Raw genomic sequence first — 13,149 nt, forward strand, 5'->3', positions numbered from 1 at the left:
GTTGCTCACTCTGCAACCCTTGCCGGGCTTTTGTTCTTCAACGAGCCAACAACCCGGTTCGCCCCCCAAACCGCAAGCGAACCGTCAAACAAGAACCCGGTATTACTCGGCGCTGACCAGGCTCGGCGAACCGAGATTGGCCAGCCGCACGCTGTTTTGCACCTGCTGGATTTCACCCGGCGAGCCGATCGGCCCCAGGCGCACCCGATGCAATGTCTGTTGGTTACGCACGATCGAGCTGATGAACACTGGAGCGCTCACCATCCCGCTGAGCTTCGATCTCAGGAGTTCTGCAGCGTCCGGGTTGGCGAACGCGCCCACCTGCAGATACTGGCCAGAGGCTGGTACAGAAGCGTTTTTTTTTGCATCGATTTGCACGGGCACAACGGCCGCGGCGTGTTGCTGCGGCGGTGGCGTCCATTGTTCAACGGTGCCGGCCGATGCCGTCATCACCGGGGCGCTATTTTGCGCGACTTTCGGCTCGTTAAGCATCAAAGGCGCCGGACGGCCTTTGGCTGCCCACCATTGCTGCGGGTCGATGCCTTCGACCTTGACCCGCGCCGTGCCGGTTTCAGCGTAGCCGAGCTTTTTGGCGGCGGCATAGGACAAGTCGATGATGCGGTCAGAGTAAAACGGTCCGCGGTCGTTGACCCGCAGGATCACGGTTTTGTTGTTGTCCAGATTGGTCACCCGAACGTAGCTGGGCAGTGGCAAGGTCTTGTGCGCGGCACTCATGCCGTACAAGTCGTAAACCTCGCCATTGGCGGTGTTCTGGCCGTGGAATTTGGTGCCGTACCAGGACGCCGTGCCCGACGCGACATAGGTCTTGGATTCCTGCTGAGGGAAATAAGTCTTGCCCAGCACAGTGTATGGGTTGGCTTTATAAGGACCGCTGTGCAGGGTCGGCGTGGCATCCGGGATGCGCGATACGTCGACGTCCCACCAAGGTGCGCCATCCTTGTGAGCCCGGTTGATATCCAGGCCAGGCGCCGAACGAACGGCGGTCGGGGACTTCTGAGCCGGCGCGCGGCTGGTCGAACAACTGGCGACCAGTACCGTCAACGCGGCGAATGCCATGAGCTTCAGGGGTTTATTCATAGGCAATGCCCGCATTACTTGACGCCCCGTGCTTGGACCAGCTGTTCAGACAGTTGATGTACGGCCATGGCGTACATCACGCTGCGGTTATAACGCGTGATTGCGTAAAAATTCGTCAGGCCCATCCAGTATTCAGGGCCATTGTCACCTTCCAGGCGGAAAGCCGTGACCGGCATATCATCGCGCAGCGCATCATGACTCGACCAGCCCAGCGCCCGCAACTCCCCGACGGTTTTCGTCGGTTCGATGCCTGCGGTCAACCCCTCGTTTACCTGATCGCCACGCACATCGGCGCGGCTGACCACAGGTTCGCCGGCGACCCAGCCGTGACGCTTGAAATAACTGGCAACGCTGCCGATGGCATCAATCGGGTTGGTCCAGATATTAATGTGGCCGTCACCGTCGAAATCCACCGCATAGGCGCGAAAACTGCTCGGCATGAACTGCGGCAAGCCCATTGCCCCGGCGTAGGAGCCTTTGAGGGTCAACGGGTCCACCTGCTCCTCGCGGGCCAGCAGCAGGAATTCACGCAATTCCTTGCGGAAGAATTCGGCACGGGGAGGATAATCGAAACCCAAGGTCGACAAGGCATCGATCACCCGGAAATTGCCGGTATTTCGACCAAAAAAGGTCTCGACGCCGATGATCGAGACGATCACCTGCGCCGGCACGCCGTATTCCTGCTCGGCACGAGCCAGGACCGCTTCGTGCTGACGCCAGAAGTCCACACCACGGGCGATGCGCGCATCGGTGATGAACATCGGGCGGTATTCTTTCCACTGTTTAACCCGCTCGGCGGGCTTGGAGATCGCGTCCAGAATCGACTGTTTGCGCTCGGCTTCGCGGAACACGCCCATCAGCTGTTCGCCGGCAAAGCCATAGTCGCGGGTCATTTCACCGACGAACTCGGCCACCTGGGGCGAGCCTTCGTAATCGCCGGCCCACGCTTGCTGCGCGGTACCAAGGATGCTTACCAGGCCGACCCACGGTGCGTATCGAGTCGCCCAGCCACGCATTACTTGCATTGAAATCTTCACCTTATTCAAACCTGTGCGATCCACTTGCGATGGGTATGGATCGACATCAAAACCCCAAACGCTGACAGTAGCGTCACCAGCGAAGTTCCTCCGTAGCTAATGAACGGCAACGGCACCCCCACAACCGGCAACAGGCCACTGACCATACCGATGTTGACGAAAACGTAAACAAAAAACGTCATGGTCAGGCTGCCCGCGAGCAATTTGCCGAACAATGTCTGCGCCTGGGCGGTAATCACCAGCCCGCGACCGATCAACAGCAGGTAAATCAGCAACAGAGCGCAGATGCCCACCAGGCCGAATTCTTCGCCCAGCACCGCAATAATGAAGTCGGTGTGGCTTTCCGGCAGGAAGTCCAGGTGCGACTGAGTGCCAAGCAACCAGCCTTTGCCGAACACGCCGCCGGAACCGATGGCGGCTTTCGACTGAATGATGTTCCAGCCCGTGCCCAGCGGATCGCTCTCTGGGTCGAGGAAGGTCAGGATTCGCTGCTTCTGGTAGTCGTGCATGATGAAGTACCACATGCCGACCGCCACCGGCACAGCCGCGGCAATCACGCTGAGAATCCAGCGCCAGCGCAGGCCGCCCATGAACAGCACGAACGCGCCACCGGCGAGAATCAGCAGCGAAGTGCCGAGGTCGGGCTGGCGCACAATCAGGATGAATGGCAACCCGATCAGAAACAGACTGACGCCCACATGCTTGAGTTGTGGCGGCAAGGAGCGCTTGGCCAGGTACCAGGCGATGGTTGCCGGCATCAGGATCTTCATGAATTCCGAGGGCTGGAAGCGGATCACCCCCGGAATGTTGATCCAGCGCGTGGCACCCATGGCGTTGTGGCCCATGACATCCACCACCACCAGCAACAGCACGCCGATCACATAACCGACGGGCACCCAGCGGGCCATGAAGCGCGGCTCGAACTGGGCGATGACGATCATCGACACCAGGCCGATGCCGAAGGAAGTGGCTTGCTTGGCCAGCAGATCCCAGCTTTTGCCGCTGGCCGAATACAGCACGAACAGACTGCCGGCAGCCAGGGTCAGCAGCAGGATCAGCAACGGGCCGTCGATGTGCATGCGTTGCAGCAGCGTCGCACGGCGACGCATCACATCCTCGCTGGAGAGGATGCGATCGAAATTACTCTTCACGGGCCGTAGCCTCCGCACTGATAGGGCTGGCGTATTCGGCTTTCAGTCGGCCGTCCTGGTCCAGGAGCCAGGCGTCCATGACTTGACGCACCACAGGCGCGGCGACGCCGGAGCCGGACTCGCCGTTCTCGACCATCACCGACACTACGATTTTCGGGTTTTCGGCCGGCGCGAAGCCGACGAACAAGGCGTGGTCGCGGTGGCGTTCCTGAACCTTGGAGCGGTCGTACTTCTCGCCCTGCTTGATCGCGACCACCTGAGCCGTACCACTTTTGCCGGCGATCCGGTATTGCGAACCGATCGCGGCCTTGCGCGCGGTACCGCGGGCACCGTGCATCACCTGCTGCATGCCGTGGTTGACCCTGGTCCAGTCCGACGGGTCGCGCAGGATAATGTCCGGCATCGGATTGTCGTCCACCGGTTTCGCCCCTTCGAGGGTCTTGGCCAAATGCGGACGATTCCACACACCCTTGTTGGCCACCAGCGCCGTGGCCTGGGCCAACTGCAACGGAGTGGACTGCATATAGCCCTGCCCGATCCCCAGAATCAGCGTTTCGCCCGGGTACCAGGCCTGACGACGGGTCGCGCGCTTCCATTCCCGGGTCGGCATCAATCCCGGCGACTCTTCGAACATGTCGAGGGAGACCTTCTGGCCAATGCCGAATTTGCTCATATAGGCCGACAACCGATCAATCCCCAGCTTATGGGCCAAGTCATAGAAGTAGGTGTCGTTGGACCGCATGATTGCCGTATCCAGATCCACATAACCGTCGCCGGTACGGTTCCAGTTACGGTATTTGTGATCGTAGTTGGGCAGTTGGTAGTAACCGGGGTCGTAGACCCGGGACGACGCCGTAACCACGCCCGCATCCAGGCCGGCAATCGCCACCGCCGGTTTAATCGTCGAGCCCGGCGGGTACAGCCCACGCAACACGCGGTTGAACAGCGGCCGGTCGATGGAATCGCGCAGCTCGGCATAGGCCTTGAAGCTGATGCCGGTGACGAACAGGTTCGGGTCGAAACTCGGCTGGCTGACCATCGCCAGCACCTCACCAGTGTTCGGGTCCAGCGCAACGACCGCGCCACGGCGACCACCAAGCGCGGCTTCGGCGGCTTCCTGCAATTTGATGTCCAGGCTCAGGACGATGTCCTTGCCGGGAATCGGATCGGTACGCTTGAGTACGCGTAATACGCGGCCTCGTGCGTTGGTTTCGACTTCCTCGTAACCCACCTGACCGTGCAACTCGGCCTCATAGAAGCGCTCGATGCCGGTCTTGCCGATGTGGTGGGTGCCGCTGTAGTTGACCGGATCGAGCGACTTCAGCTCTTTCTCGTTGATCCGCCCCATGTAACCCACCGAGTGCGCAAAGTGCGCGCCTTGCGGGTAATGACGCACCAATTGCGCGACCACTTCCACACCGGGCAGGCGGAACTGGTTCACCGCGATGCGAGCGATCTGCTCTTCGGTCAGCTCGAACAGGATTGGCACCGGTTCGAACGGCCGGCGCCCCTGACGCATGCGCTTCTCGAAAATCACCCGGTCTTCGGGCGTCAGTTCGAGCACCTCGACGATTACGTCGAGCACTTGCTGCCAGTTGCCGGAGCGCTCGCGGGTCATGCTCAGGCTGAAGCTCGGCCGGTTGTCGGCCACCACCACGCCATTGCGGTCGAAGATCAACCCGCGAGTCGGCGGAATCGGCTGCACATGGACGCGGTTGTTTTCCGACAGGGTCGAGTGGTACTCGTACTGGATCACCTGGAGGAAATACAGCCGCGCGATCAGCACGCCAATCAGCACCACCACGGCAACGGCCCCGAACACGACGCGGCCACGCACCAGACGGGCGTCTTTTTCGTGGTCCTTGATGCGGATCGGCTGGGGCATGAGGGCAGAACTACTTGTGGTAAGGGTGGCCGGACAGGACTGTCCAGGCACGATACAGCTGTTCGCCGATCAGAATCCGCACCAATGGGTGCGGCAGCGTCAACGGTGACAACGACCAGCGTTGATCCGCCCGGGCACAGACTTCCGGCGCCAGCCCCTCGGGGCCGCCGACCATGAAATTCACCGTGCGCGAGTCCAGCCGCCAGCGATCGAGTTCAACCGCCAGTTGCTCGGTGCTCCAGGGCTTGCCGTGGACTTCGAGGGTGACAATGCGCTCGTTCGGCCCGACCTTGGCCAGCATGGCTTCGCCTTCCTGACGGATAAAGCGCGCCACGTCGGCGTTCTTGCCGCGGGTGTTGAGCGGAATTTCCACCAGTTCCAGCGCCAACTCGGACGGAAGACGCTTGGCATATTCATGCCAGCCTTCTTCCACCCATTTGGGCATGCGTGAACCGACGGCGATCAGTCGCAGTCGCACAGCGGTCCCTTATTGCTGGTCTTTGTTGAGCTTGATGAAATGCTCATGGGTGTTTTCCGGGCTGTGGTGCGCGGCGCTGCCGGCACGGCTCTGCTCGGCACCCTGCCACAAACGTTCCAGGTCATAGAACTGGCGAGCGCTGGCAGTCATCATGTGCACGATGACATCGTCCATATCCAGCAACACCCAGTCGCTGTCGCCCTTGCCTTCTTCACCCAACGGCTTGACGCCCTGGGCCTTGACCGCCTCGCGGACCTTATCCAGCATCGCGCCGATCTGGCGGTTGGAAGTACCGGTAGCGATGATCATGAAATCAGTGATGCTCTGCTTTTCACGAACGTCGATCACCAGAACATCCTGGGCCTTGACGTCTTCCAGGGCCGCTACGGCAACCTTGACCAGCTCTTCGCCGCGCAGTTCCGGGCCGGTATTGGCCACTACTGGCAGCGGAGCGCTCTTGAACGTGCCCTTGCGCTTTACTTTGTTTACGTCTTTGTCAGTCATATAAAACTCGTTTTGCTCGTGTGTTCGGGCGCTTCGATACACGCATTCACGTGCCTTGAAGCGCGCCCTTTTTCAGTTCGACGCACGGTAAAGCCCGTGCGCATCGATGTAGGCCAGGACCGCGTCGGGCACCAGGAAACGTACCGACTTACCGCTGGCCAGCAGTTGACGGATCTGGGTGGCGGATACCGCGAGCGGCGTCTGCCAGACGAATGCAATCTGTCCGCTCGGCCCTTTGAGGGCCAGCGGGTCGCTCACCGAGCGCGCTGCCAGCAGGTTGCGCAAGGCATCCGGCGGTTCGCTGTCGGCATCCGGGCGTTGCAGCACCAGGATGTGGCAATGCTGGAGCAACTCTTCCCAGCGATGCCAAGTGGGCAGGCCGCAAAATGCGTCCCAGCCCAAAAGTAGAAAAACCTGGTCTGGGGCGGCCAATTCGGCGCGCATCAGTTCCAGGGTGTCGATGGTGTAGGACGGTTTGTCCCGCTGCAATTCGCGGGCGTCCACCACCAACGGTGGCACACCGGCCACCGCGCACTTGACCATCGCCAGACGGTCCTTCGCCGACACCTGCGGCGTACCGCGATGAGGCGGCCTGGCACTGGGTGTCAAACGTAACTCATCGAGCGCCAGTGATTCGGCGACTTCCAGCGCACCGCGCAAATGGCCGATGTGCACCGGGTCGAAGGTCCCGCCCAGCACGCCAATGCGTCGAGGCAGAGGCTCGCTGGCGGTCACTTGGGCTGACGGGTCGAGGTCGCCCAAGTCAGAGCGACTCCTGGCCGCGCAACTGACCGTCACCGACCACGATGTACTTCTCGCAGGTCAGACCTTCGAGGCCCACCGGGCCGCGGGCGTGCAGCTTATCAGTAGAAATGCCAATCTCGGCACCCAATCCGTATTCGAAGCCATCGGCGAAGCACGTCGGCGTGTTGATCATCACCGAAGATGAATCGACTTCAGCCACGAAACGCCGGGTATCAGCCAGGTTTTCGCTGACGATCGAATCGGTGTGATGGGAGCCGTACTGGTTAATGTGCTCGATGGCCTGATCCAGACCGTCTACCACGCGGATCGAGAGGATCGGCGCCAGGTATTCGGTGTGCCAGTCCTCGATGGTGGCCGCAACGGCCTCGATGATCGCCCGGGTACGCTCGCAACCGCGCAGTTCGACGCCTTTTTCGCGGAACTGGGCAGCCATCGATGGCAGGAACTCCTTGGCGATAGCCTGATCGACCAGCAAGGTTTCCATGGCACCGCAGATGCCATAACGGTAAGTCTTGGCATTGAACGCAATGCGCTGGGCTTTCGGCAGATCGGCGTGGGCACTGACGTAGACGTGACAGATGCCGTCCAGGTGTTTGATGACGGGCACGCGGGCATCGCGACTGACCCGTTCGATCAGGCCACGACCGCCACGGGGCACGATGACGTCGACGTATTCGGGCATGGTGATCAGCGCGCCGACGGCGGCACGGTCGGTGGTTTCGACCACTTGCACCACCGCGGCCGGCAGATTGGCTTCAGCCAGGCCGCGCTGGATGCAGGCGGCAATGGCACGGTTGGAATGAATCGCCTCGGAACCGCCACGCAGGATGGTCGCGTTGCCGGACTTCAGGCACAGGCTGGCGGCATCGATGGTCACGTTCGGCCGTGATTCGTAGATGATCCCGATCACGCCCAATGGCACGCGCATCTTGCCGACCTGGATCCCAGACGGGCGAAAACTCATGTCGCGGATCGCCCCCACCGGGTCCGGCAATGCCGCGACCTGACGCAAACCGACGATCATGCCGTCGATGCGCTCCGGGGTCAGTGCCAGGCGTTCCAGCAGAGCAGGCTCCAGACCATTGGCGCGGCCGGCGGCCAAATCCAGTTCATTGGCTGCGGTCAGCTCCGCGCGTGCAGCGTCCAGCGCATTGGCAGCCGCCTGCAAGGCGCGGTTTTTCTGCGCGGTGCTGGCACGGCCAATTACGCGGGAAGCTTCGCGGGCGGCGCGACCCAATCGGGTCATGTAGTCAAGAACGGACTCAGTCATGGTCTGCAATGGTCTTTGCTAAGGTCTTGGTAAAGAGTAAAGCGGCAGATTATAGCTGTCGCGTCCCGGGACTAACAGCGGTGACAGGCGGATGGTCGAAATGGAGGGCAATTTGCCGACGTTCAGCCGTGATTAAGCTGCATATTGTTATCATCACGACTCAATCAGCCCTGATAAACGCTGTTCATCATGACCAACCTGCCTGTTTCTGCGTCCGCTACGCACCAGCCCGTGGGGTTGCCGGATGCATTTTTCGACCGCGATGCCCAAACGCTGGCCCGGGATTTACTGGGCAAAATCATCCGTCATCGCATCGGTGACCTGTGGCTCAGTGCCCGGATCATCGAGACCGAAGCCTATTACTGCGAAGAAAAAGGCAGTCACGCCTCCCTTGGCTACACAGAAAAGCGTAAGGCTTTGTTTCTGGATGGCGGCCACATCTATATGTATTACGCCCGCGGCGGCGACTCGTTGAACTTCAGCGCTCAGGGACCGGGTAATGCGGTATTGATCAAATCAGCCTATCCGTGGGTCGACGAACTGAGCGGGCCGGCGAGCCTGGCGCAGATGCTATTGAACAATCCCGATGCTCAGGGCCGACCTCGCCCCTCGCAAAAACTGTGTGCCGGGCAGACGCTGCTCTGCAAAGCGCTGGGGCTGAAGGTGCCGGTCTGGGACGCCAAGCGCTTCGACCATGAAGTACTGCTGGTAGAAGATGTCGGGCCGGCGCCCGGGCACATCATCCAGACCACACGCCTGGGGATTCCCCATGGGCGCGACGAACACTTGATGTACCGTTTTGTTGATGCGGCTTACGCACTGTACTGCACGCGCAACCCGCTGCGCCGGGGGCAAGTCGAAGGTCGCGATTATTTTTTGTTGTCCTGAATATTGAAAAAACCCTTGTGGGAGCGAGCCTGCTCGCGATAGCAGAGTGATCGTCGAAGTAGATGTCGTCTGACACTCCGCTATCGCGGGCAGGCTCGCTCCCACATGAGGCCTGTAGTGTTTTGAAGATTGCGTTCGCCCCTCGGGACCGATTGATTATTCGATGGAGTTGTTTTTATGGGCCCATGGCTCGATAGCGTGACCGGTTGGCTGACGGTCAATCCGCAGTGGTTGGCCGCGGCAGTGTTCATAGTGGCTTGTGTGGAATGCCTGGCGATTGCCGGTTTGATCGTGCCCGGCACAGTGTTGTTGTTTGCCGTGGCGATGCTGGCCGGCAGTGGCGCGTTGTCATTGGGTGAAACGCTGCTGCTGGGTTTTCTCGGCGGTGTGTTGGGCGACATCGTTTCGTACTTTTTAGGGCGGCATTTCCACCAGAACATCCGTCGCTTGCCGGGGTTGCGCCATCATCCGGAATGGATGGCCGGAGCCGAGGCGTATTTCCAGCGTTATGGCATCGCCAGCCTGTTGGTCGGACGCTTTATCGGCCCGCTGCGGCCAATGTTGCCGATGGTCGCCGGGATGTTCGACATGCCGTTCCCGCGCTTCGCCGTCGTAAGCCTGTTGGCTGCCGCAGGCTGGAGCGTTGCCTATCTCCTGCCGGGCTGGGCCACCGGGGCGGCGATCCGCTTGCCATTGCCGGAAGGTTTCTGGCCTGAAGCCGGGATTGTCGCTGGCAGCGTTGCGGTGATGGTCGGTCTGAGCGCAAACAGCAGCCTGCGCCGCCATCGCCGGGCGACCATCTGGATCAGCAGCATGAGCCTGTTGATCCTGATCGGTCTGTTCATCGGCTATCCGCACCTCACCGCCCTCGACCAAGGACTGATGACCCTGATACAGGAACACCGTAGCCCGATGCTCGATGAAGTGGCTGTGGTGTTCACGCTGATCGGTGAGTTCCGCAACATGTTTATGTTCAGCACCCTGCTGACAGTCTTGCTGTTGCTGACACGACAATGGCGGCACGCGCTTTTCGCCGGCGGCACCCTGCTGTTCACCGCGCTGGGCAACACCGCGACCAAACACTTTTTCGCCCGTGTGCGCCCGGAAGTGCTGAGCGATCCACTGACCAGCTACAGCATGCCCAGCGGCCATGCGTCAGGCTCTTTCGCGCTGTTCTTGACGCTGGCGGTGCTGGCGGGTCGCGGACAACCGCCGCGCATGCGCCTGACCTGGTTATTGGTGGGCTGCTTGCCAGCGCTGACGATTTCCTTTTCGCGGGTGTACCTGGGCGCGCACTGGCCGACCGATGTGCTGGCCGGGGCGATGCTGGCGGCATGCGTGTGTGCGGCCAGCCTTTGGCTGACTCAACGCCAGACGTCGCTCACCGCCATGCCGCCGAAAATCTGGTGGCTGGTGTTGCCGTCGTTGGTGGCTTTGTTTGGCTTCTTTGTGTTGAGGCACATGCCGCATGCGATGTTGAGGTATGCGTATTGATGCTGTAACACCTGTAGCAGCTGCCGAGCCTGCGAGGCAGCGTTCGGCGGCGAAGCCGTCGCAAAACCGACAACGCAGTCTTTCAGGCAAACCGCATAAGCAGGATTTGCGAGGACTTCGTCCTCGAACGCAGCCTCGCAGGCTCGACAGCTGCTACGGGGCTGCGATCTTCTAGCGGACGTCAGGCAAACAACTCACCCTGCAACTCATCCAGCAATGCCTGAATCGCATCCAGCCGCTGCTGCGGATCATCAAGTTGCAGCAGGTCTATCTTGTCCACCTCGGCAAACGGCAACAGGTACGCCAACTGGTTGGCCAGCGACTGTTGCCCCGTCGCTTCGGCGCCCATGCTCAGCGCTTCGACCATCGGGTGTTCCGCCAAAGCCTTGAGCAGCGCGACCAGGTCGGCGTCGTCATCCTGTAGCGGTTGCTCGGGCTCATCTTTGAGCCACTCGACTTCGGCGACGATCAACTGGTTGCGCTGCACCTCGGTGCGCACAACGTGGAAACGCCGCCCGCCTTTCACCCGAATGCCCAACAGGCCATTGTCTTGCTGATGGAAATCGGTGATCAGCGCCTCGCACCCCACTCGTGCGTAGCCTTCGGGGGCGATGCCGACTTCTTCACCGTCCAGGATGCACACCACGCCGAAGCCGCCGCCCTGTTTCATGCAGCGACCGATCATGTCCAGATAGCGCGCCTCGAAGATCTGCAAGTCGAGGATGCAGTCCGGAAACAGCACCGTGTTCAGCGGAAAAAGCGGCAGACTCATAGACATTTCCTTACACCACCATCGACACCGCCAACGGCAGGAACACCGCCGTGGCTACGCCCATCAGACTCATCGCCAGCGCCGCAAAGGCGCCGCACTCTTCACTCTCCTGCAAGGCCACCGAAGTGCCGACCGCATGAGCGGTCATGCCCAGGGCCATACCGCGAGCCTCTGGGCTGTGGACGCCGAGGCGGGTCAAAAGACTCGGCCCGAAGATCGCCCCGATCACCCCGGTAATCAACACGAACACCGCCGCCAATGCCGCGACGCCACCAATCTGCTCCGCCACCAGCATGGCAATCGGCGAGGTGACCGATTTGGGTGCCATGGTCATCAGGATCATGTGTTCGGCGCCGAAGGACCAGCCCAGCAACACACCCATGCCCGTGGCGACCACGCCACCTATCACCAGCGTAGTAAATATCGGCCAGAACAACTGCCGGATCCGCCGCAGATTGAGGTACAGCGGCACCGCCAACGCAACGGTGGCCGGCCCGAGCAAGATGCTGAGGATCTCGGTGCTCTTGCGATATTCGGCGTAGCTCAGGCCGCAACCCACCAGGACCACGATAACCAGCAACATGGAGACCAGTACCGGTTGCAGAAAAACCCAACGGGTTTTCTCGTATGCCGCCAGCACCAATTGATACGCGCCCAACGTAATCCCGATACCGAACAACGGATGGTGAATCACCGACGCCCAGGCGCCGTGCCAATCGAAAATCATTGGCCGTCCTCGCGATGAGCGTGACGCTTGACCATGCGCTGCATCAATACGCCGGCGAAGGCCATCGACAGCAGCAGCGACAACACCAGCGCACCGGTGATCGCCCAGAAATCCGCGGCGATATCGGCGGCGTAAACCATCACGCCCACCGCCGGCGGCACCAGCAGCAACGGCAGATAACGCAGCAGGCTGCTGGCCGCAAGGTTCAGCGGCTCGCCGACTTGACCGCGAATAATCAGATAGCCCAGCAGCAACAGCAGGCCAATGATCGGCCCCGGCAGTACCGGCAAAAACAAATGGTTGAGGGCGGTGCCGAGCAATTGAAAAAGCACCAGCCAGGTCAGGCCACGTAACAACATCCATCATCTCCCGCGCGTGCTCCCCACAAAGAAGGGGCCCGACATTATAAGCATGCCAACGCTATGAATCGGCATTCGCCAAAAGCATGGATAGTTGACCGGAGCCATTTGCCATGTTGATCTAAAGTGGTTCGCAGGGAGGTCAAATCCCCCCACTCGAAAAACTATAAAACCGATGAACCCAAGGAGAGTCTCAATGCCCTATGTTCCAGTTGCAGAGCTCAAAGATTATGTCGGCAAGGAACTCGGACGTTCCCAGTGGCTCACCATCGACCAGGAACGTATCAACCTGTTCGCAGAAGCCACAGGCGATTATCAGTTCATCCATGTCGACCCGGTCAAAGCCGCGCAAACACCTTTTGGCAGCACCATCGCCCATGGTTTCCTGTCGTTGTCGCTGATCCCCAAACTGATGGAAGACATCCTCATCCTGCCCGAAGGCGCGAAGATGGTGGTCAACTACGGCCTGGATAGCGTGCGTTTCATCCAGCCCGTGAAGGTCAATTCCAGGGTTCGACTCAAGGTCGACATGAACGACGTCATCGAGAAGAAACCCGGCCAATGGTTACTCAAGGCCACCGCCACGCTTGAAATCGAAGGGTCGGACAAACCGGCGTATGTCGCCGAGCCGCTGTCCCTCTGCTTCGTGTAAAGCATCCCGGATGCGAAGCAGCTCACGCTGTTTCGCGCCGTGTCTGTGCCGTGTCTCTATAAATGCGAC

General features: G+C 60.5%; 14 protein-coding genes. 3 read left to right on the top strand and 11 right to left on the bottom strand.

Features of this window, described 5'->3' with window-relative positions; genetic code table 11:
• Positions 1 to 102: 102 nt before the first annotated feature.
• From ACYZT2_RS25125 to ACYZT2_RS25160, 8 genes are all read right to left on the bottom strand, one after another.
• Positions 103 to 1,113, bottom strand: a complete 1,011-nt coding sequence (locus tag ACYZT2_RS25125; RefSeq protein WP_461968263.1) for a septal ring lytic transglycosylase RlpA family protein — start codon at positions 1,111 to 1,113, stop codon at positions 103 to 105.
• Entirely contained in the window at positions 1,113 to 2,123 is a 1,011-nt protein-coding gene (gene mltB, locus ACYZT2_RS25130; protein WP_461968265.1) for a lytic murein transglycosylase B, read from the bottom strand. Before mltB ends, ACYZT2_RS25125 begins: the two co-directional genes overlap by 1 nt.
• Positions 2,124 to 2,140: 17 nt before the next feature.
• Positions 2,141 to 3,244 (bottom strand): rod shape-determining protein RodA, encoded by a 1,104-nt coding sequence (rodA, locus tag ACYZT2_RS25135; protein WP_050549258.1) that lies wholly within the window; start codon positions 3,242 to 3,244, stop codon positions 2,141 to 2,143.
• A 31-nt stretch (positions 3,245 to 3,275) separates the two neighbouring features.
• Positions 3,276 to 5,171 (bottom strand): penicillin-binding protein 2, encoded by a 1,896-nt coding sequence (mrdA, locus tag ACYZT2_RS25140; RefSeq protein WP_461968267.1) that lies wholly within the window; start codon positions 5,169 to 5,171, stop codon positions 3,276 to 3,278.
• A 10-nt stretch (positions 5,172 to 5,181) separates the two neighbouring features.
• On the bottom strand, positions 5,182 to 5,649 hold the full coding sequence (gene rlmH, locus ACYZT2_RS25145) for a 23S rRNA (pseudouridine(1915)-N(3))-methyltransferase RlmH (protein ID WP_003185785.1): 468 nt from the start codon (positions 5,647 to 5,649) through the stop codon (positions 5,182 to 5,184).
• 9 nt (positions 5,650 to 5,658) lie between these two features.
• A complete protein-coding gene (gene rsfS, locus ACYZT2_RS25150) occupies positions 5,659 to 6,153 on the bottom strand; it encodes a ribosome silencing factor (protein WP_038981377.1) in 495 nt (164 codons plus the stop codon).
• A gap of 72 nt (positions 6,154 to 6,225) precedes the next feature.
• Complete coding sequence (gene nadD, locus ACYZT2_RS25155) at positions 6,226 to 6,870, bottom strand: nicotinate-nucleotide adenylyltransferase (protein WP_161794745.1); 645 nt, start codon at positions 6,868 to 6,870, stop codon at positions 6,226 to 6,228.
• A 46-nt stretch (positions 6,871 to 6,916) separates the two neighbouring features.
• Positions 6,917 to 8,188, bottom strand: a complete 1,272-nt coding sequence (locus ACYZT2_RS25160) for a glutamate-5-semialdehyde dehydrogenase (RefSeq protein ID WP_461968273.1) — start codon at positions 8,186 to 8,188, stop codon at positions 6,917 to 6,919.
• Positions 8,189 to 8,377: 189 nt separating this feature from the next.
• On the opposite strand from ACYZT2_RS25160, the gene ACYZT2_RS25165 reads away from it, so the two are divergent.
• Together ACYZT2_RS25165 and ACYZT2_RS25170 are read left to right on the top strand one after the other, a co-directional pair.
• Positions 8,378 to 9,076, top strand: coding sequence for a DNA-3-methyladenine glycosylase (locus ACYZT2_RS25165; protein ID WP_461968275.1), 699 nt, complete (start codon positions 8,378 to 8,380; stop codon positions 9,074 to 9,076).
• Positions 9,077 to 9,253: 177 nt separating this feature from the next.
• On the top strand, positions 9,254 to 10,570 hold the full coding sequence (locus ACYZT2_RS25170) for a bifunctional DedA family/phosphatase PAP2 family protein (RefSeq protein WP_461968277.1): 1,317 nt from the start codon (positions 9,254 to 9,256) through the stop codon (positions 10,568 to 10,570).
• 181 nt (positions 10,571 to 10,751) lie between these two features.
• Here ACYZT2_RS25170 and ACYZT2_RS25175 read toward each other — a convergent pair whose 3' ends face one another.
• From ACYZT2_RS25175 to ACYZT2_RS25185, 3 genes are read right to left on the bottom strand one after another with little or no spacing between them, the layout of a single operon-like run.
• Complete coding sequence (locus ACYZT2_RS25175; protein ID WP_461968279.1) at positions 10,752 to 11,342, bottom strand: LON peptidase substrate-binding domain-containing protein; 591 nt, start codon at positions 11,340 to 11,342, stop codon at positions 10,752 to 10,754.
• A gap of 10 nt (positions 11,343 to 11,352) precedes the next feature.
• Entirely contained in the window at positions 11,353 to 12,069 is a 717-nt protein-coding gene (locus ACYZT2_RS25180; RefSeq protein WP_461968281.1) for an LrgB family protein, read from the bottom strand.
• Positions 12,066 to 12,428, bottom strand: a complete 363-nt coding sequence (locus ACYZT2_RS25185; protein ID WP_095633925.1) for a CidA/LrgA family protein — start codon at positions 12,426 to 12,428, stop codon at positions 12,066 to 12,068. The genes ACYZT2_RS25180 and ACYZT2_RS25185 overlap by 4 nt, the downstream gene beginning before the upstream one ends.
• A gap of 196 nt (positions 12,429 to 12,624) precedes the next feature.
• On the opposite strand from ACYZT2_RS25185, the gene ACYZT2_RS25190 reads away from it, so the two are divergent.
• Positions 12,625 to 13,080, top strand: a complete 456-nt coding sequence (locus ACYZT2_RS25190) for a MaoC family dehydratase (protein ID WP_461968284.1) — start codon at positions 12,625 to 12,627, stop codon at positions 13,078 to 13,080.
• Positions 13,081 to 13,149: the final 69 nt, after the last annotated feature.

The organism is Pseudomonas sp. MDT1-85 (genome assembly GCF_054898065.1).